This window comes from Streptomyces sp. NBC_01478 (genome assembly GCF_036227225.1).
Classification (GTDB): Bacteria; Actinomycetota; Actinomycetes; order Streptomycetales; family Streptomycetaceae; genus Streptomyces.
The window spans coordinates 6,510,658-6,531,967 of sequence record NZ_CP109444.1 but is presented as its reverse complement, the minus strand read 5'-3'; the positions used below and the strand labels follow the sequence as shown (position 1 = coordinate 6,531,967).

Annotated in this window: 14 protein-coding genes and 1 pseudogene; 1 reads left to right on the top strand and 14 read right to left on the bottom strand. The window is 69.3% G+C overall.

Annotated elements, in window-relative coordinates; translation table 11 throughout:
- Window positions 1-98: 98 nt before the first annotated feature.
- The 8 genes from topA to bldG form a co-directional block, all read right to left on the bottom strand.
- A complete protein-coding gene (topA, locus tag OG223_RS29585) occupies window positions 99-2,939 on the bottom strand; it encodes a type I DNA topoisomerase (RefSeq protein ID WP_329255048.1) in 2,841 nt (946 codons plus the stop codon).
- Window positions 2,940-3,188: 249 nt separating this feature from the next.
- Window positions 3,189-3,386, bottom strand: a complete 198-nt coding sequence (locus OG223_RS29580) for a hypothetical protein (RefSeq protein WP_329255045.1) — start codon at window positions 3,384-3,386, stop codon at window positions 3,189-3,191.
- 95 nt (window positions 3,387-3,481) lie between these two features.
- On the bottom strand, window positions 3,482-5,902 hold the full coding sequence (locus tag OG223_RS29575; RefSeq protein WP_329255042.1) for a serine/threonine-protein kinase: 2,421 nt from the start codon (window positions 5,900-5,902) through the stop codon (window positions 3,482-3,484).
- 663 nt (window positions 5,903-6,565) lie between these two features.
- Window positions 6,566-8,086, bottom strand: a complete 1,521-nt coding sequence (locus OG223_RS29570; protein WP_329255039.1) for a class I SAM-dependent methyltransferase — start codon at window positions 8,084-8,086, stop codon at window positions 6,566-6,568.
- Window positions 8,087-8,199: 113 nt separating this feature from the next.
- Window positions 8,200-8,796 (bottom strand): small secreted protein, encoded by a 597-nt coding sequence (locus OG223_RS29565; protein ID WP_329255036.1) that lies wholly within the window; start codon window positions 8,794-8,796, stop codon window positions 8,200-8,202.
- Window positions 8,797-8,991: 195 nt separating this feature from the next.
- A complete protein-coding gene (locus tag OG223_RS29560; RefSeq protein WP_329255033.1) occupies window positions 8,992-11,397 on the bottom strand; it encodes a sodium-translocating pyrophosphatase in 2,406 nt (801 codons plus the stop codon).
- A 279-nt stretch (window positions 11,398-11,676) separates the two neighbouring features.
- Window positions 11,677-12,114 carry an ATP-binding protein gene (locus OG223_RS29555; protein ID WP_329255031.1) on the bottom strand — a complete coding sequence of 146 codons (438 nt, stop codon included), beginning with the start codon at window positions 12,112-12,114 and terminating at the stop codon, window positions 11,677-11,679.
- A 119-nt stretch (window positions 12,115-12,233) separates the two neighbouring features.
- On the bottom strand, window positions 12,234-12,575 hold the full coding sequence (gene bldG, locus OG223_RS29550) for an anti-sigma factor antagonist BldG (RefSeq protein WP_003975386.1): 342 nt from the start codon (window positions 12,573-12,575) through the stop codon (window positions 12,234-12,236).
- 80 nt (window positions 12,576-12,655) lie between these two features.
- Between bldG and OG223_RS29545 the strand changes: the two genes are divergently transcribed.
- A complete protein-coding gene (locus OG223_RS29545; protein ID WP_329255028.1) occupies window positions 12,656-15,145 on the top strand; it encodes a DEAD/DEAH box helicase in 2,490 nt (829 codons plus the stop codon).
- On the opposite strand, the gene OG223_RS29540 is transcribed toward OG223_RS29545, so the two are convergent.
- The 6 genes and pseudogenes from OG223_RS29540 to OG223_RS29515 form a co-directional block, all read right to left on the bottom strand.
- Window positions 15,142-15,612 (bottom strand): Rv3654c family TadE-like protein, encoded by a 471-nt coding sequence (locus tag OG223_RS29540; protein ID WP_443073756.1) that lies wholly within the window; start codon window positions 15,610-15,612, stop codon window positions 15,142-15,144. The two genes, OG223_RS29545 and OG223_RS29540, sit on opposite strands and share 4 nt — an antisense overlap.
- A 95-nt stretch (window positions 15,613-15,707) precedes the next feature.
- Window positions 15,708-16,085 (bottom strand): TadE family type IV pilus minor pilin, encoded by a 378-nt coding sequence (locus tag OG223_RS29535; RefSeq protein WP_329255022.1) that lies wholly within the window; start codon window positions 16,083-16,085, stop codon window positions 15,708-15,710.
- Window positions 16,072-16,176, bottom strand: a pseudogene (locus OG223_RS29530) (DUF4244 domain-containing protein); the annotation flags it as partial. The pseudogene OG223_RS29530 and the gene OG223_RS29535, both read right to left, overlap by 14 nt.
- A gap of 634 nt (window positions 16,177-16,810) precedes the next feature.
- Complete coding sequence (locus OG223_RS29525) at window positions 16,811-17,383, bottom strand: DUF6262 family protein (protein WP_329255020.1); 573 nt, start codon at window positions 17,381-17,383, stop codon at window positions 16,811-16,813.
- Window positions 17,373-19,886, bottom strand: coding sequence for a tyrosine-type recombinase/integrase (locus OG223_RS29520; protein ID WP_329255016.1), 2,514 nt, complete (start codon window positions 19,884-19,886; stop codon window positions 17,373-17,375). The genes OG223_RS29525 and OG223_RS29520 overlap by 11 nt, the downstream gene beginning before the upstream one ends.
- A complete protein-coding gene (locus OG223_RS29515) occupies window positions 19,883-20,968 on the bottom strand; it encodes a tyrosine-type recombinase/integrase (RefSeq protein WP_329255013.1) in 1,086 nt (361 codons plus the stop codon). Before OG223_RS29515 ends, OG223_RS29520 begins: the two co-directional genes overlap by 4 nt.
- Between the last annotated feature and the right edge of the window lie 342 nt (window positions 20,969-21,310).

Genomic DNA, 21,310 nt, shown 5'->3' with positions numbered 1-21,310 from the left:
CAAAGTGATGCCGGGGCGTTCGTTTCGCGAAGCCGAAGTGACCGATGTGGAGGACGCGAAACCGACGTCGACGAACCGAAGCCGACGACCGGTGCGGGTCAGTCCTCGGACGTCACCTTGGAGGTGGCCGTCTTCTTGGCCGTCGCCGTCTTGGCGGCCGTGGTGGTCTTCTTCGCGGCCGTGGTCGTCTTCTTGGCGACGGTCTTCTTGGCCGTCGTCGTCTTCTTGGCGGGCGCCTTCTTGGCCGCCGTCTTCTTCGCCGGGGCCTTCTTCGCCGTCTTCTTGGCGGGCGACTTGGCCCGCTTCTCGGCGAGCAGCTCGTAGCCGCGCTCCGGGGTGATCTCCTCGACGCTGTCGTCGGACCGCAGGGTCGCGTTGGTCTCGCCGTCGGTGACGTACGGCCCGAAACGGCCGTCCTTGACGACGACGGGCTTCTCGCTGACCGGGTCGGTGCCCAGTTCCTTCAGCGGCGGCTTGGCGGCGGCCCGGCCGCGCTGCTTGGGCTGGGAGTAGATCTCCAGCGCCTCTTCGAGGGTGATCGTGAAGAGCTGGTCCTCGGTCTGCAGCGAGCGGGAGTCCGTGCCCTTCTTCAGGTACGGCCCGTAGCGCCCGTTCTGCGCGGTGATCTCCACGCCCTCGGCGTCCTTGCCGACGACGCGCGGCAGCGACATCAGCTTGAGGGCGTCGGCGAGCGTCACCGTGTCGAGGGACATCGACTTGAACAGCGAGGCCGTACGCGGCTTGACGGCGTTCTTGCCGGTCTTCGGGGTGCCCTCGGGGAGCACCTCGGTGACGTACGGGCCGTAGCGGCCGTCGCGGGCGATGATCTGGTGGCCCGACTCGGGGTCGGCGCCCAGCTCGAAGTCGCCGCTCGGCTTGGCGAGCAGTTCCTCGGCGTGCTCGACGCTCAGCTCGTCCGGCGCCAGGTCCTCGGGCACGTCGGCGCGCTGGTGGTTCTCGGAGTCCTTCTCACCGCGCTCCACGTAGGGGCCGTAGCGGCCGACGCGCAGCATAATGTCGTTGCCGACCGGGAAGGACGACACCTCGCGGGCGTCGATCGCGCCCAGGTCGGTGACGAGCTCCTTGAGGCCGCCCAGGTGGTCGCCGTCGCCGTTGCCGGCCTCGGCGGCGCCGGTCGCCTCGCCCTCGCCGAAGTAGAAGCGGCGCAGCCACGGCACGGCCTGCGCCTCGCCGCTGGCGATGCGGTCGAGGTCGTCCTCCATCTTGGCGGTGAAGCTGTAGTCGACGAGCCGGCCGAAGTGCTTCTCCAGGAGGTTGACCACGGCGAAGGACAGGAAGGACGGCACCAGGGCCGTGCCCTTCTTGAAGACGTAGCCGCGGTCGAGGATCGTGCCGATGATCGACGCGTACGTCGACGGGCGGCCGATCTCGCGCTCTTCGAGTTCCTTGACGAGGCTGGCCTCGGTGTAGCGGGCCGGGGGCTTGGTGGCGTGCCCGTCGACCGTGAGTTCCTCGGCGGTGAGCGCGTCGCCCTCGGCGACCTGCGGCAGCCTCCGCTCGCGGTCGTCCAGCTCGGCGTTCGGGTCGTCGGCGCCCTCTACGTAGGCCTTCAAAAAGCCGTGGAAGGTGATCGTCTTGCCGGAGGCGCTGAATTCGACGTCCCGGCCGTCGGACGAGGTGCCCGCGATCTTCACGGTGACGGAGTTGCCGACCGCGTCCTTCATCTGGGAGGCGACGGTCCGCTTCCAGATCAGCTCGTAGAGCCGGAACTGGTCGCCGGTCAGGCCGGTCTCGGCGGGCGTGCGGAAACGATCACCCGAGGGGCGGATCGCCTCGTGCGCCTCCTGGGCGTTCTTGACCTTCCCGGCGTACACGCGCGGCTGGGCCGGCAGGTAGTCGGCACCGTACAACTGCGTCACCTGGGCGCGGGCGGCGGTGATCGCCGTCTCGCTCAGGGTCGTGGAGTCCGTACGCATGTAGGTGATGTAGCCGTTCTCGTACAGCTTCTGCGCGACCTGCATGGTGGCCTTGGCACCGAAGCCGAGCTTGCGGCTGGCCTCCTGCTGGAGCGTCGTCGTACGGAACGGGGCGTACGGCGAGCGTCGATACGGCTTCGACTCGACGGACCGGACGGCGAACCGTGTGTCCTCCAGGGCGGCGGCCAGCGCGCGGGCGTTGGCCTCGTCGAGGTGGAGGGTGTTCGCGCTCTTGATCTGGCCCAGGGAGTCGAAATCGCGCCCCTGGGCGACCCGCTTGCCGTCGACCGCCTGGAGACGGGCGACAAGGGTGGACGGGTCGCTCGCGTCGCCGGTACGGCCGGTCCCGAAGGTGCCCGTCAGGTCCCAGTACTCGGCGGAACGGAACGCGATGCGCTCACGCTCCCGCTCGACGACGAGCCGGGTGGCGACGGACTGGACACGGCCGGCCGACAGGCGCGGCATGACCTTCTTCCACAGGACCGGCGAGACCTCGTAGCCGTAGAGGCGGTCGAGGATACGGCGGGTCTCCTGGGCGTCGACCAGGGGCTGGTTGAGGTCGCGCGGGTTGGCGACGGCGGCGCGGATCGCGTCCTTGGTGATCTCGTGGAACACCATGCGCTTGACCGGGACCTTGGGCTTCAGGACCTCGAGGAGGTGCCACGCGATGGCTTCGCCCTCGCGGTCCTCATCGGTGGCGAGGAAGAGTTCGTCGGAGTCCTTGAGGAGGTCCTTGAGCTTCTTGACCTGGGCCCGCTTGTCGGCGTTGACCACATAGATCGGCGCGAAGTCGTGGTCGACGTCCACACCGAGGCGGCGCACCTCGCCGGTGTACTTCTCGGGCACCTCCGCGGCGCCGTTGGGAAGGTCGCGGATGTGCCCGACGCTCGCCTCGACGACATATCCGGGGCCGAGGTAGCCCTTGATCGTCTTCGCCTTGGCAGGGGACTCGACGATGACGAGTCGGCGGCCGCCGTGTGCGGTCTCGCTGGTCGGGGACAACTTCGCTCTTCTCTCCGGTCGACGCTGGGGGCCTCCCCCGGGGTCGCTTGCCCCGGGGTCGGGTCATGGTGACGCTGCGGAGTGTGACGGTACATCCCGCCCCCGTGTCAAACGGGAAAAGCCCGCAACGGCCACTCGAACGGTAACCCGACTACCGCCATTCCTGCCGCCCGGAGTCCCCACCGGCCTTTTCCGAGCCATCCGGAGGGTGATCCCCCGGTTACCCGTGCCCCAGACCGGGCGCGGCGCTCAGACGTGCAGGAAGCACCAGGTTCCGAGCAGCAGGGCGGTCACCCCGACGAGGGTCGCGAGGGTCGCCGATGCGACCGGGTTCACACCCTCGGCGACAGGTTCGCGGTGCCGGACCCTGACCGCGGTCCACAGCAGCAGCGCGCCTCCGAACAGGGCGAACACCAACCCCGCGAAGATCGCCGGCCCGCTCTCCATGTGTGTCCTCTCCCGACCCGATACCCCGGTCCGGGAGGCTGGCACCCGCGGGCGACGGGCAGGCCAACCCCCGGTGAATTCGCGGCGGACAGCCCTCAGGCGACCGTGCCGGAGGACGATATCGCCCCGGTCGTCCGGGAGCGATCGACCTGCCCCACCGTGCACACGACCGAGTTGAAACCGGCCTTCCAGTTCTTCTCGTCGGACAGATACCCGAAGACGGAACGGTCGGATCCGGGCGCCCAAGTCGACTCGAACTTGTTGCCACAGAGCTTGTTCCCCTGCTGCAGCGCCTCCGAGAACGCCATCGTCCTGGGGGCCGTCACGAAACCGATCACCTGGTCGGTGTGCTCATCGGCACAGTCGGTCAGGGTCGCGGTGAAGTAGGTCGTGTGGTCGACGTACAGCCAGCAGTCTCCGATGCTCATCTCGGTGGTCCACACGTTCGACTCGGTGCTCCGGAAGCGCCCTATCTCGCCGCCTATCGGCACATGCCGGCCGAGTACGAGACACGCCGTACCGCCCCCGGCCGTCCCGAAGCCCGCCTCCGTCGGCGTCAGCGCGTACACGTCCGCGTCGGCAAGTGAGTCGGCCGCCGCCTTCGCCTTGCCCGCGCACCGCTCGGCCCCGTGGTCACGGGCGTCGGCGAAGTCGCTCGCCGTGTCGACCGCCATCACCTGACCGTCCGGATCGTCGTGCGCACAGCTCACGACCCCCAGGTTGGGCCGCGACGCGAACGCCGTCCCGGTCCACACCGCGTGCACGCAATCCCCGGTCTGCAGCGCCTTCTTGAGCCCGACGTCCTGGCCGTACGGATACTCGGAGCCCGTCGGTGACGACGACACGGACGGGCTCGCCTTCTTCGTCGCCGCCGTGTCCTGGTCACCGGTCAGCGAGGTCGCCGCCCACACCCCACCGGCGATCACCAGCGCGACGGCCACCACCAGGGCGACAACCCCCGCGACCGGCTTCCGCCGGCCCCCACCGGGTGGCCCGCCGACGAACCCCGGGCCACCCGGATACGTCGGCCCCTGACCGCCCGCGTACGGCGGCGGAGGCGCGCTGCCCTGATGAGCGCCCTGGTAGGACATCGTGGGGCTGTTCGCGTACGGATTCCACTGGCCGTACGACCCACCGCCCCCGCCCGAACCGGCCTGCGCCTGGGGGTCGTACGGCGACGCGGCGCCGTACGGGGTGTTCGGTGTGTTGGGTGTCGGTGGGGCACCCGGGGTCGCCGGCGTCCCCGGGGTGGGCCGGCCTGCGGGCGTGGCACCCCCGAGGAGGGCCGCGGGCCGGTCACCGTACGGCGCCGGGCCCTGGTCGGTGGCCCCGGGACCGACCGGGGTCTGCGGGGCGTAGGGGCCGCCCACGTAGGGCGCGCCCATGGCGTATCCGGGCCGCCCGCCCGGGACTTGGCCCCCGGGGCCGCTCTCGGCACGGCCCGGCCCGCCCGGCGGACCGCTTCCGACGTAGCCCTGCGGACCGCCCCAGACCTGGCCGGGCGCGCCGTCGGCGACGGACCCCGGTGACTGATCGGCCATGGGCCGACCGCCCTGGCCCGAGCCGAAGCCGTCCGGCGGCGGGCCGAACCCGCCCGGCATCCGGCCGAACCCGTCCGGCGTCGAGACGCTCCCCGGCACCGCACCGGCCGACCGCGCCACCCGCTCCAACCCCTGTGCCGCGGTCTCCGGTGCCGACCGCAGGACCGGGTCCTTGACCAGCAACCCCTGGAGTACGGGCGCCAGTTCGCCCGCGCGGACGGCGGGCGTCGGCTCCTCGCCGAGCAGGGCGGTCAGAGTCGCGTAGTCGCCGTGCCGGTCGAAGGGGCCGCGGCCCTCGACGGCGGCGTACAGCGTGGCGCCGAGGGAGAACAGATCGGCGGCCGGGGTGGGCGGCTCGCCGCGGGCGCGCTCCGGGGCGAGGTAGCCGGGGGTGCCGAGGATGCCGGCGGTGGCGGTGAGGCGGGGTTCGCGCGACTCGGGCTGGAGGGCGATGCCGTAGTCGGTGAGCAGCACGCGCGCGTACGGATCGCCCGAAGCGTTGGGCGCCAGAAGGATGTTGGCCGGTTTCACATCCCGGTGCAGGATGCCGATGCGGTGCCCGGCGGTGAGCGCGTCGAGGACGGCGAGACCGATACGGGCCACCCGGGCGGGCGGCAGCGGGCCCGAACGCCGCAGCACCGCCTGGAGGTCGACGCCGTCCGGGACGTACTCCATGACGATCCAGGGCAGGCCCTCGTGGATCACCACGTCGTGCACGGTCGCCACATGCGGATGCCCGCGCAGCCGGGCCGCGTGCCGCGCCTCGCTGCGCGCCCGCGCGATGCGCTGCGCGGGCTCGCCGCCGTCGACCGGCGCGTCCGGCAGCGAGATCTCCTTGACGGCGACCTCGCAGGCCAACTCCTCGTCGTACGCGAGCCATACGCGGCCCATGCCTCCCGCGCCGAGCATGCGCAGCAGCCGGTAGCGCCCGTTGACCACCCTGCCCTCGCCCTGTTCCGGCGTATCCCCAGCCATCACGCCTCCCCCGAGACGGCGCGCCTCCCCCGAGAACGCGCGGAACCTGTCTCCGAAGGTAGCCTCGCACCCGCCACTGACAAGAGGGCTTTTCCGCACCAATCCTGCCAATCCAGCCGGCTGGTGACCCATGCGGCCCAGGGGTACGACGGGGCCTCAGGCGTGACAGGCGCGGGCGGGCCCGCGGCGGGGGTCGACCGGGATCTACGGGCGGGATCGATGCCGGGATCGACGGCGGTTTCGGTCGGTCCACGGCGGACGGACGGACCGGCCGGGGGTGCGATCGGTCGGCCGTGGGGTCAGTCGGCCGCAGGAGAGGTCCGTCGCGGGAGCGGCCCGCCGCAGAAGCCGTCCGCCCCACGCGGGCAAGGCGGCTGAGCCGGCGTCAGCCACCTGGAGGCACGATCACCGCGCACCGGACCACGGCTCGGAGGCGCGGTCGCTGCCTACCGGACCGCTCCACTGCCCGGAGACGCGATCGCCGTCTACCGGTCCACCGCCCGGAGGCACGATCACCGCCTACCAGACCACCGCCCGGAGACGCGATCACCAGCCACCCCAACATCACCGGGAGAGACGATCGCCGCCCGACGCATCGCCCCCGGCGACACGTTGACCGCCCACCGCATCACCCCGCCGGCGCCGGTCACCCCCGCGAGTCGTTCACCTCACCGGCTCCAGGAACCCCTGTTCCACCAGCAGCCTGATCTGCGCCGGTGTCCGGTCGCGGAGCAGGACCGGGTCCTCGCCGACGAGTTGGGCGATGGCGTCGAGGATGCGGCCCGCGCTCAGCGTGCCGTCGCAGACGCCGGCGAAGCCCGCGCCGACCGTGTCGACCTTGGTCGCCCGGCGCATGCCGCGGTGCTGGCGCAGCACGACGTGCTCGGGGTCCTCGGCGCCGGGCAGCCCGACCTGTTCCTGGATGACCTCGTCGGCCAGCCTGAAGCGGGCGGCGAGCAGGGCCGCGTCGTCGTGGGTGCGCAGATAGTCGACGCGGTCGAAGTGCACGCGCACGGTGTCGCCGAGCGGCTGCTCGATCGAGTGCGGCCACTCCTCGACGGTGATCGAGGGCGCGTCGGAATCCGTCCTGCGCAGCGTGATCCAGCCGAAGCCCACCGCCTTGACCTTGCGCGCCTCGAACTCGTCGAGCCACGCGTCGTAGAGCGCCTCGTACGCGGCCGTGTCGCCCTGGTGGTCGCCCGCGTCCCTGAGCCACAGCTCGGCGTACTGCGTGATGTCCTGGACCTCGCGCTGCACGATCCAGGCGTCGCACCCGCGCGGCACCCACGACCTGAGCCTGTCCTGCCAGTCCTCCCCCTCCACGTGCTGCCAGTTGGCGAGGAACTGCGCGAATCCGCCCTCGCGCAGCCGGTCCCCCGCCTGCTGAACGAGCGACCGGCACAGATCGTCCCCGCCCATCCCGCCGTCGCGGTAGGTCAGCCGGGCAGCCGGCGAGATCACGAACGGCGGGTTCGACACGATGAGTTCGTACGTCTCGTCGTCCCGGACCGGCTCGAACAGCGAGCCCTCGCGGAGGTCCGCGGCCGGTGCGCCGGACAGCGCGAGGGTGAGCGCGGTGATGTGCAGGGCGCGCGGGTTGAGGTCGGTGGCCGTCACGCGCGTGGCGTGCCGGGCCGCGTGCAGCGCCTGGATGCCGGAGCCGGTGCCGAGGTCGAGCGCGGCGGAGACCGGCGTCCGTACGGTGATGCCCGCGAGGGTGGTGGACGCGCCGCCCACCCCGAGGACGACGCCTTCCTCCCGGCTGCCGATCCCGCCGGCCCCGCCGACCGCGCACCCCAGGTCCGACACGATGAACCAGTCCTCGCCGTCGGGCCCGCCGTACGGCCGTACGTCCACGGTCGCGGCGACCTCGTCGGCGCCCACGGACGCCAGCCAGCCGCTCTCCAGGCACGCGGCGACGGGCAGTACGTCCGCCACGCGTGCGTGCGGCACGGGCTGCTGGAGGAGGAACAGCCGGACCAGCGTCTCCAGCGGGGTGTCGCCTCTCGTCGCCCGGAGGGCCGGCACGGTCTCGCTGCGGGCCAGCGCCGCGTACGCGGGGGCACCGAGCAGGTCGAGCAGTCCGTCGGCGGTGAAGGCGGCGCCGAGCAGGGCGTCCCGGAGCCGGGCGGCGACCTCCGGGCGGTCGGATGCGGGCAGCGTGGGCAGGCTGGAGTTACTCACTCCCCCATTGTGGCCGCTCGCACCGACAACATGCCCGTGCGTGCGAAGGCCCCGGCACGCACGCGTACCGGGGCATCTTTCAGCAACTGAAAGATCGCTGCCTACGGGAGGGGTCAGGCCGCCGACGACGAGGCCACCGGAGACGCCGTCTTGCAGGCCTCCTGCTTGGTCATCGCCTTGCCGACGTCGCCCTCCTCGAGGGTCTTCAGGGCGTCGTTCCCGCTCGTGCTGAGCTTGTCCAGCGAGCTCGCGATGCCCTTGAGGCCGTCCGCGAACTTCGCCTGGTCCTTGATGTCGAGCCCGTCCACCTGCTTCTTCAGGGTGGCGTACGACGTGGCGATGCCGTTGAGCTCCGTGACCGCGTCCTGCTGCTTCTTCGCGCCGTTCTCGACGTCCGGTGCCCCGGCGGAGTTCACGGCTGCCCCGATCGCCTTGTAGGCGTCGGACATGTCCTGGAAGGCCTGCGAGTCGGTCTTCTGGACGTCCTGGGGGGTGCTGTTGTCCGAGGTCTCCTTCTGGATCGCCGTGTTGGCGGCCTCGATCTTCTTCGCCTGCGGCTGCACCGCGAGGCACACCTGCTTGGCCCAGGCGTCCAGTTTGGCGTCGCTGTCGTCGCTGCTGCCGCCGCATCCCGACAGCGCCAGTACCAGTACCGCACCGCTGGACAGTGCGGCCGCGAGCTTCTTGTTCACCGGGTTGGTCCCTTCCATGGCTCTCGGCCCCGGAACATACACGCCGGACGGACCGCACCCCCGGGCCGGAAGACCGATAGAAGACGTTTTGGGGCCATCTGCACCAAGCGAGAGAAGGCTCACGGCGAGGGCCTGAACACACCCGGAACGGGCGGGCGGCGCCCACAACTCGCGCCACCCGCCCGCCTGTTGGAACCGACTCCGGACGACCGCCTACGAAACCACCGCGGCGTCCGCCGACTTGGCCGCCTGCTCGGTGTCGTCCTCCTCCCCCACGGCGATCCCGCGCCGCTTGGAGATGTACACCGAGACGGCGATCACGAGGAACGCGAGCACCGCGATCGCGATCCGCACCCCGGTGTTCTTGTCGTCGCCGTAGCTGAACTTGATGACCGCGGGCGCGATGAGCAGCGCGACGAGGTTCATCACCTTCAGCAGCGGGTTGATGGCCGGTCCCGCGGTGTCCTTGAACGGGTCGCCGACCGTGTCGCCGATCACCGTGGCGGCATGGGCCTCGCTGCCCTTGCCGCCGTGGTGGCCGTCCTCGACGAGTTTCTTCGCGTTGTCCCAGGCGCCGCCCGAGTTCGCGAGGAAGACCGCCATCAGCGTGCCGGTGCCGATCGCGCCCGCGAGGAACGAGCCGAGCGCGCCGACGCCGAGCGTGAACCCGACCGCGATCGGCGTGAGCACGGCGAGCAGCCCCGGCGTGGCCAGTTCGCGCAGCGCGTCCTTGGTGCAGATGTCGACGACGCGGCCGTACTCGGGTGTCTCGGTGTAGTCCATGATCCCGGGGTGCTCGCGGAACTGCCGCCGCACCTCGTAGACCACGGCCCCCGCGGACCGTGAGACGGCGTTGATCGCCAGCCCGGAGAAGAGGAAGACGACCGCGGCGCCGACGATGAGACCCACCAGGTTGTTGGGCTGGGAGATGTCCATCATCAGGTTCAGTGGCGCGCCCGGTCCCGAGACCTTCTCGCCGACCTCGTTGGCGGCGGTAAGGATGGCGTCCCGGTACGACCCGAAGAGCGCCGACGCCGCCAGGACGGCGGTGGCGATGGCGATGCCCTTCGTGATGGCCTTGGTGGTGTTGCCCACCGCGTCCAGGTTGGTGAGCACCTGCGCGCCCGCGCCCTCGACGTCGCCGGACATCTCGGCGATGCCCTGCGCGTTGTCGGAGACCGGCCCGAAGGTGTCCATGGCGACGATCACGCCGACCGTGGTGAGCAGACCGGTGCCGGCCAGCGCCACCGCGAACAGCGCCAGCATGATCGACGCGCCACCGAGCAGGAACGCGCCGTAGACGGCGAGACCGATCAACAGCGCGGTGTAGACGGCCGATTCGAGGCCGAGGGAGATGCCCGCGAGGATGACGGTGGCCGGGCCGGTGAGCGAGGTCTTGCCGATGTCCATCACGGGACGGCGGTTCGTCTCCGTGAAGTAGCCCGTGAGCTGCTGGATCAGGGCGGCGAGCACGATGCCGATGGCCACGGCGACGAGCGCGAGGATCCGCGGATCGCCGTCCTTGGCCTTGATCGCCGCGTCGGTGACGCCGTCGAGGTCGGCGTACGACGACGGCAGGTAGACGAAGACCGCGACCGCCACCAGCACGAGCGAGATCACCGCGGAGATGAAGAACCCCCGGTTGATCGCGGACATGCCGCTGCGGTCGGTCCGGCGCGGCGCCACCGCGAAGATGCCGATCATGGCGGTGATCACACCGATCGCCGGCACGAGCAGCGGGAAGGCGAGCCCGGAGTCGCCGAAGGCCGCCTTGCCGAGGATCAGCGCGGCGACCAGCGTCACGGCGTACGACTCGAAGAGGTCGGCCGCCATGCCCGCGCAGTCGCCGACGTTGTCGCCCACGTTGTCGGCGATGGTCGCGGCATTGCGCGGATCGTCCTCCGGAATGCCCTGCTCGACCTTGCCGACCAGGTCGGCGCCGACGTCGGCGGCCTTGGTGAAGATGCCGCCGCCGACCCTCATGAACATGGCGATGAGGGCGGCACCGAGACCGAATCCCTCCAGCACCTTCGGCGCGTCGGCCGCGTACACCAGCACCACGCAGGAGGCGCCGAGCAGACCGAGCCCCACCGTGAACATGCCGACGACGCCGCCCGTGCGGAAAGCGATCTTCATGGCTTTGTGCGAGACGGCGGTGAGATCCTTTTCGGGCTCACCCTCCGCCGGGGTCGCTTCCCGGGCCGCCGCGGCGACACGGACATTACTGCGTACGGCGAGCCACATGCCGATATAGCCGGTGGTCGCCGAGAACACCGCGCCGATCAGGAAGAAGATCGATCGTCCGGCGCGCTGATTCCAGTCGTCCGCGGGCAGCAGCAGAAGCAGGAAGAAAACGATCACGGCGAATACGCCGACCGTGCGCAACTGCCGTCCCAGATAGGCGTTGGCGCCCTCCTGGATCGCCGTCGCGATCTTCTTCATGCTGTCGGTGCCCTCGCCGGCCGCGAGTACCTCGCGGACCAGGATGCCCGCGACCACGAGCGCTGCCAGCGCCACGAGGCCGATCACCATCACGAGGATGCGGTTGTCGTCGGTCAGGACTGCGGCTGCGAAGGTTGTGGGGTGGTCAAACTGCTGAGGGGTAGAAAGCCCCGCCATTCGTCCTCCTTGACGCCTGTGCTGAGCTCAAGATGTGGACGGATTGTAGGTACCGGAACCTGATCAAAACAGTGCGCGGCAAACGGAATTGGCCTTCGCATAGTAATGCCTTAAAAGCATTGGCGCTTGATCAAATTACCGGTGGATTGATCGTGAATGAATTCACGAAAACGCTGTACGTGATCACTGTACGGCTGTCACCCGGGGCCGGACATGCCGAAGGGCCCTACTCAGTAGGGCCCTTCGGGGTAATGATATTGAGCCGGAACGGCTCAGAACTCAGGAAAGCGTCGCGGCCGGCGGGGTGGTCGGCCAGGTCATACGGATCGACCCGCCGTGCTCTCCCGCGGTGACCTCGACGTCGTCGACGAGCCCGCTGATGACAGCGAGGCCCATCTCGTCCTCCTCGGTCTCCGCGTCCGGATCGTCACCCAGGGACCCGGGCGCCTTGTCGCCGGGAGCCGAGCGTGGTGCCTCGTCGCCGACCTCGATGGAGAACTGCTTCTCCTCCTCGATCAGCAGCACCTTCACCGGGGCGGTGATCCCGCTGCTCTGGTGCAGCCCGACGGCGCGGGTGCAGGCCTCACCGACGGCGAGTCTGACCTCGTCGAGTACGGCCTCGTCCACTCCGGCCCTGCGCGCCACCGCTGCCGCCACCAGTCGGGCGGTCCTGACGTGCTCGGGCAGCGCGCTGAAGCGGAGTTCAACGGTGGCCATGCATCCCCCTCGGGACTACGGGCGTGCTGTCGGAGGGCCGGGCCGCCGAAAGCCCGGTCCACCGGTCGTCTATACGGCCGATCGGGGAACGGTCGGGTGACCGCTCCCTGAACGGTCGGTCAGTCGGTGGCCGCCACCGCTTCCTCGACCGAGGTGTGAATCGGGAACACCTTGGTGAGGCCGGTGATACGGAAGATCTTCAGAATGCGCTCCTGGTTGCAGACCAGGCGCAGCGAGCCCTCGTGGGCACGCACCCGCTTCAGGCCGCCGACCAGCACACCGAGCCCGGTGGAGTCGAGAAAGTCGACGCCCTCCATGTCGACGACGAGGTGGAAACTCCCGTCGTTCACCAGCTCGACAAGCTGTTCGCGCAACTTGGGCGCGGTATATACGTCGATTTCGCCACCGACCTCGACGACCGTACGATCGCCGACGGTACGGGTCGACAGGGACAGGTCCACGGATCCTCCAGCACCTTGCTATCGAGCGGTCATCCCATGGGACACCTCGGCAGAGCCCCCAGGACGGTTCGCCAGCCGCGATGGCATTCAATCACTTACCGCAGGGCGTGCACGACGCCTTGGCTCCATTGTCCGTCACGCCAGTGACACACTCGGTGCCGATGGCCAAGAATCAGCGAACCGATCGACCCTCGGCGGACCCCGTGTCCGGCCTCTCGCCGAGCACGGTTCTGGACCGGCTGGCGTCGGGACCGAGCCGGGCTTCGCGCATCACTCATACGGAGCACTTGCCCCCACGTGCGGGCCGCCATGCCGTCTGGCCTGACCGGATTCGTGCCGAGGTGATCGCCACCGTCCAGGAAGCCGGTATCGAACACCCCTGGGCCCACCAGGCACAGGCGGCCGAGCACGCCCTCGACGGCGAGTCAGTGATCGTTGCCACAGGCACCGCCTCGGGCAAGTCGCTCGCTTATCTGGTACCGGTCCTCTCGGCGCTCCTCGACGGCTCCGAGGCGCCGAACGGCCGCGGCACCACCGCCCTCTACCTGGCCCCCACAAAAGCCCTGGCAGCGGACCAGCTCCGCTCTGTGAAGGAACTTTCACAACCGCTGGGCAATGCCGTTCGCCCGGCCGTGTACGACGGCGACACTCCGTTCGAAGAGCGCGAGTGGGTACGCCAGTACGCCAACTACGTCCTGACCAACCCCGACATGCTCCACCGCGGCATATTGCCCTCGCACCCGCGCTGGTCCTCCTTCCTGAAGTCCCTGAAGTACGTCGTCATCGACGAGTGCCACACCTACCGGGGCGTCTTCGGCTCCCACGTCGCCCAGGTGCTGCGCCGGCTGCGCCGCCTCTGCGCCCGCTACGGCTCCTCCCCCGTCTTCCTCCTCGCCTCCGCCACCGCCGCCGAGCCCTCGGTCGCCGCCCGCCGCCTCACCGGCCTCCCCGTGGTCGAGGTCGCCGACGACGCCTCACCGCGCGGTGAACTGGTGTTCGCCCTCTGGGAGCCCCCACTCACCGAACTGCACGGCGAGAAGGGCGCCCCGGTCCGCCGTACGGCCACCGCCGAGACGGCCGACCTGCTGACCGACCTCACCGTCCAGGGCGTCCGCTCGGTGGCCTTCGTACGGTCCCGGCGTGGCGCCGAGCTGATCGCGCTGATCGCCCAGGAACGCCTCGCCGAGGTCGACCGCTCGCTGGTCCGGAGGGTCGCCGCCTACCGCGGCGGCTATCTCCCCGAGGAGCGCCGCGCCCTCGAACGCGCCCTCCACTCCGGCGAGTTGCTCGGCCTCGCCGCCACCACCGCCCTCGAACTCGGCATCGACGTCTCGGGGTTGGACGCCGTACTGATCGCCGGCTACCCGGGCACCCGCGCCTCCCTGTGGCAGCAGGCGGGCCGCGCCGGACGCTCCGGCCGGGGCGCCCTGGCCGTCCTGGTGGCCCGCGACGACCCTCTGGACACGTTCCTCGTCCACCACCCGGAGGCCCTGTTCGACCAGCCGGTGGAGTCGACGGTCCTGGACCCCGACAACCCGTACGTCCTGGCCCCCCACCTGTGCGCGGCAGCGGCGGAACTCCCGCTCACCGACGACGACTTGGAACTGTTCGGCCCGGCCACGGCGGACCTGCTGCCACAACTGGAAGCCGCGAAACTGCTCCGCCGCCGGGCGAAGGCCTGGCACTGGACGCGCCGGGAACGGGCCGCCGACCTCGCCGACATCCGCGGCGGGGGCGGAAACCCGGTCCAGATCGTCGAGAACGGCACCGGCCGCCTGCTGGGCACGGTCGACGAGGCCGCCTCCCACACGACCGTCCACGAGGGCGCGGTCCACCTCCACCAGGGCCGCACGTACCTGGTGCGCTCCCTGGACCTGGAGGACTCGGTGGCCCTCGTCGAGGAGGCCAACCCCCCGTACTCGACGGTCGCCCGCGACACCACGGCGATCTCCGTCCTGGAGACGGACATCGAACTCCCCTGGGGCCAGGGCCGGTTGTGCTACGGCTCGGTCGAAGTCACCAACCAGGTCGTCTCCTTCCTCCGCAGACGTGTCATCACCGGTGAGGTCCTCGGCGAGTCGAAACTCGACCTCCCTCCTCGTACGCTCCGCACCCGCGCGGTGTGGTGGACGGTCACCGAGGACCAACTCGACGCCGCCCGCATCAACCCCGAGATCCTCGGCGGCGCCCTGCACGCCGCCGAACACGCCTCGATCGGCATGCTCCCCCTCTTCGCCACCTGCGACCGCTGGGACATCGGCGGCGTCTCGGTCCCCCTCCACCCCGACACGCTGCTGCCGACGGTCTTCGTCTACGACGGCCATCCCGGCGGCGCGGGCTTCGCCGAGCGCGCCTTCCACACCGCCCGCGCCTGGCTCACCGCCACCCTCCAGGCCATCGCCTCCTGCGAGTGCGACGCCGGCTGCCCGTCCTGCATCCAGTCCCCCAAGTGCGGCAACGGCAACGATCCGTTGCACAAGCGGGGGGCCGTGCGGTTGCTGACGGAGCTTTTGCGAGAGGCACCGGAGGATGTGCGAGCGGCGCCAGGAGAAAAGGTGGGCGGGGTCTAGAGGGCGGCTGCCTGCGGCTCAGGGGGCCGGTGGCGCGAGCGCAGGTGGAGGGGCGGGCCCTGGTGCGCAGGGGCCGGTGGAAGGGCAGCCACCGGTGGTGCAGGGGCCCGTGGAGGAGCCGGCACCGATGCCGTAGAGGGCGTCGCAGGCACGGCAGGCGCGGCAGGCACCGGTGGCGGTACCGGCCCCGCAGGGCCCGCCCGTGCCCTGACCTCCGCCGCGAACGGTCCCCCGCCCGCCGACGCCGTCACGTCCGACGTCTCGCCCACGATCGCGCACCGCACGAGCCGCGTCCCCTGCGCTCGCGCCACCCGCTCCGCCCGGGCGCAGGCCCCCGCACCGCCCTCCGCCCAGTGGTCGGCCGCCGCGAGCGCCGCGAGATCCGCACCGCCGGCCGCACGGTGCCGGGCCACCACTGCCTGCCCCAGGGCCAGTACGACCCCGAACAGGACACACAGCACGGCCATCGCAGCGAGACTCCACACGGTGGCGGACCCCCGGTCGCCCGAGTGCCCCGCGGCCGGGACCCGCCGCCTCGCGCCGACCTGGCCACGACAACACCTCACGGCCCGGCCCTCCCCTCGCCCACCGTCTCCTCCGCCACCGCCACGGCCTCCTCCCGCACCTCGAAGGGCAACCCGCTCAGCACCGGCGGCCTGGCGACCACGACCACATGGACCTGGTCGCCCTCTCTGCCCACCGTGACCTTCGCGCCACGCGGTGCCGTCTCCCGGGTCACCTGGACGACCGCGTCGGCCGGGTCCTGCCGAGCCGCCGCCCGGGCGCCCGAACGGGCCGCGTCCACGCACTGGATCTGCGCGGCCACCACCAGCAGCCCCCACACGAGCGCCATCGCGAACATCACCAGGACGGGCAGCACCACGGCCGCCTCCGCGGTCACGAACCCCGCGTCCCCGCCCCGGCGTTCACACCTGCGCATCGAGGGCCTTCTTCACGATGCTCTGCAACTCCGCGCTGACCGCACCGCTGGTCACCACCTTGTAGAGCACCACCGCGAAGGCCACCGCCGCGGGCGTTATCTCTGGTCGGGATGAGATCTGCGCAGTTCAGGTGGCTCTGCATAAGCGAGGGACGTAAGGGACGTTGGCGAGCGGGCGGCTCCCGGGCGCATCAAGATTCTTTTCAAGATTCTTTGCGTCAGGGCAGGCGCCATTCCGAGGGAACGGGCTGGCCGGACTGCGTAACTAGCAGTAGCGAGGCGCCGTGGATCCGTTGAATCGAAGGTTTCAGGGGAAGTGGATTTAGCTAAATCGACTTGTGAAGCCCCAGGAGCCACAGAATCGCAGGTATCCTTCGTTTGTTTGAAGGAGTCCGCCGGGCCACCCGGCGTGGAACCTGCGGCCCGACGCGGACTCTCATCAAGATCCCCTCGAAGAAAGGTGATCCATATGAATGATAAGGGTCCCCAGCGCCCGCGTAAGCGCATAAAGATCCAATTGGCATCCCTGGCAGGTCACGCTGCTCGTGGTGTCGCCTATGCCGCCGGCAGCACTGCATTCGGGATGCTGATCCTTTGGTGGCAGCAACACTGATCAGTCAAGTCCGCCCCCAAATAGGGCGATTGACTGTCCGTCGCAGGCCGACCCTGTGTGAAGAGGGTCGGCCTGCTTGGATCTTGCGACCGAGGGCTGACGCTCTGGGGATCTAGGCATTCTGTTCGCGGATCATGCGCCGGAGGCTCGTCCGGGCTGCCGCAAGGTCATCTTCGAGCTGGGTGACCTTCTGCTCCAGCGATCTGTTCGTGGCGGCGACTTCGCGTTCCGCCACCGCCAACCGCACGTTTTCTTGCGAGAGTTCAGTGATCCTGGTCGCGAGGTCCTGACTGCCGAGGTGGTCGAGTTGGCGGCCCAGGTGGTGCTGGAGTCCTTCGCGGAGTTCAGCCACTTGCGCTCGCAGCCTCTTGATCTCTTCTCGGGCGAGAATGAGGTCGGTCTGTTCGCTGGCCTTGCTGGCCCGGACCCCGGATTGTTCTGCGCGGACGGGCTGGGCAGCCTGTCGAGTTCGGGCCTGGTCGATGTGTTCACGGACGCCTGGGGCATAGACGAGCCAGCTAGAGACCTCTGCCCGCCGGGCGACCAACGCGAAGGTGATCCGCTCGCCGTCCCTGATCATGTCCTGGACCGTCTTGAGGACACGGCCGCGTTTGGCCGCGCTGTCTCGCTGTCTTGCCGCCTTGAGGACCTCGGCGGGGGCCCGGGACGTGGCTTCAGCGGCCATCAGGAGGCCCCTGAGGGGGGATGACGGTCAGCGGCAGGAGCTTGTGGTCGCGTGTCGCCCGGACCTTCCGCAGCACCGCACTGGCTTCTTCGATCTCCTGTCGTTCCTCCTCGGGCATGTCGCTCAGCTGCTTCCGCATTCGGTGGGAAACGTCGGTGAACGCGGTGATCTGGTCGCTGAGGTTGCGGATGACGAAGCCATCGGCGTCCATGGCTGAGGCGGTTTCGCGGTCTGCCCGCAGGGAGTTGACGTGCTCCTCGATCGCGGGCAAGAACGACGGATCGGGACGGTAGAAGCCGCAGCCAGCGCACTGAAAACGCAGCGGGCAGCTCTTGCCGCCGGCCTTCACGTTCGAGGGTTCAGTGCAGTTGCCGAACGGAACAGCGACCGACCTCGCTTCGTAGGCGGTGGTGCTGGGAAACGGTGCCGGGCGGCCTGAGCGGTCGACTGTGTGCAGCCGCATAGTCCTGACGGCCTGGCGCTTTCGCTCCAATGAGACCTTGTAATACGACATCGTGGTGCTGATCTGCCTGTGATCCATTAGCTCTTTGAGGACATCGACCGGGACGCCGGCGTCAGCATGCCGCTGCGCGTAGGAATGGCGGAACGCATAGGGAAAGATTGATGCACGATCTGCAGCCAATCTCTGGCCCTGGCCGTCGAGTTGATCGCTGACCAGCTCGGGAATGGCAGCGACCCACTCCCTCACGGCACTGGAGAACGATCCGGGCACCATGTGCTTGTGGCCGCTGCGTGCGGTGACCGCGGGAAACAGGTAGTCCTTGCTGCGGGCCGGTGCCGGGATCATGTCCCGGCGCGCTTGCCAGCGGCGGATGGCGTCGGCGGTCTGCCGCTCGATCAACAGTCGACGGCCGTAGCGGCGCTTCTTGTGGTTGTCCCAGATGAGGGTGACCTCGTCGCCGTCGGTCTCCAGGCAGTTGCGTCGCAGGCTGACGATTTCGAGCGGGCGGCGGCCGGTGTCTCGGAGCACGAGGTAGGCGGTGGTCATCATCAACTTCACATCTTCAGGGGCGACTTTCCCGTAGGAAACGCCAGCTCCCAGCAGGTCCAGATGGGTGTCGAGTTGGGCGATGACAGGCTCCGGGATCGCCTTGCCGGCTGAGTCCTCGGTGATCTCCTCGCTTGGCATCACCAGTGATTTGTCACGGCCGAAACCGCCGGACAGATGGTTCAGAAGCTCGGCCTGGCGCCCGAAGTCCAGCATGGCAAGGAACCGGCCGAAGACATTCTTCCGCCAGGTGCGGGTGCACAATTCGCCGTCGTCCTGGCGGCGTAGCTCACACATGGTCTTGAAGACCGCTTGCATGTCGGGCCACCGCAACGCGGCAGGGTCTTGCCCGCCGCCAGGGCGGGCGTGAAGAGTGTCCGAGGCCAGCACGCAGGCCTGGAAGGTGCGCTGGAAGAGGCTGCTGTCCGGCTTGGTGCTGCGAGCCCATTCCTTGACGACTTCGCGTAGCCACGGTTGCCGGATCTCGGTGAAGTCCGCCTGGCCGCCATGCTGGCGGAACCCGCTGTAGCTGACCGAGGCGAGTTTGACCGCGGTGAGATCCCAGACGTCACCGTCGGTGGGCTTCATCCCGCGAAACTCCAGCGAGCCGGCGCGAACCGCGCGTGCGATCTCCCGCAGGTTGGCGTTGTAGTTGCTGGTTCGTCCGTCGAGAATGGCCGTCACCTCGGCGGGGCTCATGGTCAGCAGGCTGGTCTTGCCGATGAGCCTTTTGGAGAGGAACCGGAGGGGGCTTGGCTCGATTCTTCCGCCGCGGGCGTCGCGTTGCTGCAGCCCATAGAGCAACTCCCAGCGCAGGGGGTCCTCGAGGAAGGACAGCGTGAACTGGTTGGCCAGGAGGTAGGGAGCATTCTGCCTGGCCCAGGTCTCCCGGTCGGCCGTCGTCTTTCCCTCTCGCTTCTGGCTCAACCAGACCACGTCGTGGGAGTGACAGAGCCCTCTGACCAGCTGCTGGTTGTCGCAGGACCGGACGATGCAGCGGATTCGAGGGGTCAGCGGCAGCTCATCGCTCGAGACGGCCCAATCGGCTGATGACGTGCTGCGATCACTGCGATACCAGCGGAAGTAGTGGGGGCGGCAAAGATCACGGGAGTAGGCGGGGCGGCCGCAGCGGGTGCCCGCACGCTCGAGTACGCAATTCTCCCCGTCCTTGCCGGGGACGGAGCGCTGCCGCTGAGGCCGCTGGTAGGTGGCGGCGAACACCTCCCGGCTCAGGCCGCTGCGGGGGAAGGCCGCGAAGCAGTGCCGGCAGAGTTGATCATTGGACCGAAGCAAGGACCAGCAGGATTCGGTGATGCATTTGATGACGCCGGTGCGCGGGTTGTTCGGATCGCCGTCGAAGAACCAGGCTTCCTGTGACCACTCACTCGGCCGCCAGGCCGGATCAACTGCCTCCTGCAACCACCTTGTCCAAGCGGTCAGGTCCAGCGACGCGACATTCTGATCAAGCGGCGCGACGACCGCGGCTTCGATCATCCTCGTGCTCTCGCGGCCGCGACCAGTCTCATGGCCTCGCGTTTATCGTCCTCGGTCGGATGCAGATACGGCTCGAGGGAAGTCGGCGAGACGTGCCCCATCATTTCCGAGACGACGTCACGCTCGACGCCCGCACGAATCCAGGCCGTGCAGGCCCCATGCCGCAGCATGTGCGGCCTGGCCGTGAGCGTCGTCTTCGCGGCCAGCCGGTCGAAGAGCTCTTTGGCGGTGCCGTAGCGCATGGGCTTGCCCAGCGGGGCATGGAAGAGATTGACGAACACCATGTCGCACTCGCCAGCCTCCGCCACGGTCTCACGCTCAAACTGGTAGTCGGCGTAGAGAGTGACCAGTTCGGGCTCGACTGGGATTGACCTGGGGAAACGAGACTTAGCCAAAGCGCCGTTGGAGTTCTCTGCCCGGCGCCGGACGTGGATGTGCGGGCCGACGATCTGGCAGCCCAGCAGCTGGGAGTCCGCCAGCAGGTGCATGTCCTGCCGCCGCAGCCCCAGGGCTTCCCCGATCCGGACGCCCGTCTGGGCAAGTAACGCGACGAGGAATCTGTCCCGGGCGTGTGTCGCAGCCCCGAGCAGGCGCTCAACGTCCTGCGGCTGGAGCCATTCGTAGGTGTCCTCGCTCACTCCGAACTTGAGCAATCTGGCCCGTACTTCCCGGAACTGGCCGTCCTCACCCGCCTCCATCCCCGGCGGCATCCAGTGCAGGTACTTCGGATCCGACAACCGCGCCACGGCCACCGGATCCACCCACTCCTGCTTGGTGGCGAAGCGCAGGAACTCGACGACCGCCGTCATCACGGCATTTGCGGTCTTCTTCGACCGGAACCGCGGCTCAGAAGCCAGTTTTCCCCGCGGCGGTAGCGGCTCGTTCACGAGACAGCGCAGGAACCGGGCCAGGTCGAGTACCGCAGCCCGACGCCAGTCGACCCCGCGCTCTTCGCACCATGCGAGGTACAGAGCAACGCGGCCAGCGTACGCACGTTGGGTGTTGACCGAACGTCCCATGTCCCGCAGACCTACCAAGAAGGCACTGCCCTCGTCATGAAGCCGGCACCGGCTGTCGATCACAACCCAGGACACCTCGCCGTCAGTTGGCGAGATCGCTCGCTCGGCACGAATCCTCATAGCTGCTAATGGGACCGCAGCCACGTGCCTCACTACCGGCAGATACCTCACAGTCACACGAAGGGGTGACACATGTCCCTCATGTAACAGGCACTCCGATCTTGACCAGAGATAACGACCAACCCCATCGCGTACTCGGCGGTGGCCATCCCCGCGTCCCCGCGCGCCATGGCCCTCATCCGCACGGCGCGCACCGCCCGTACCGCCACCGTCTGTACTGCCTGCATCGCCTGCACTGCCTTGTACATCTCAACCCCCGTGAGGTTCTTGTCAGTTCACTGGCTC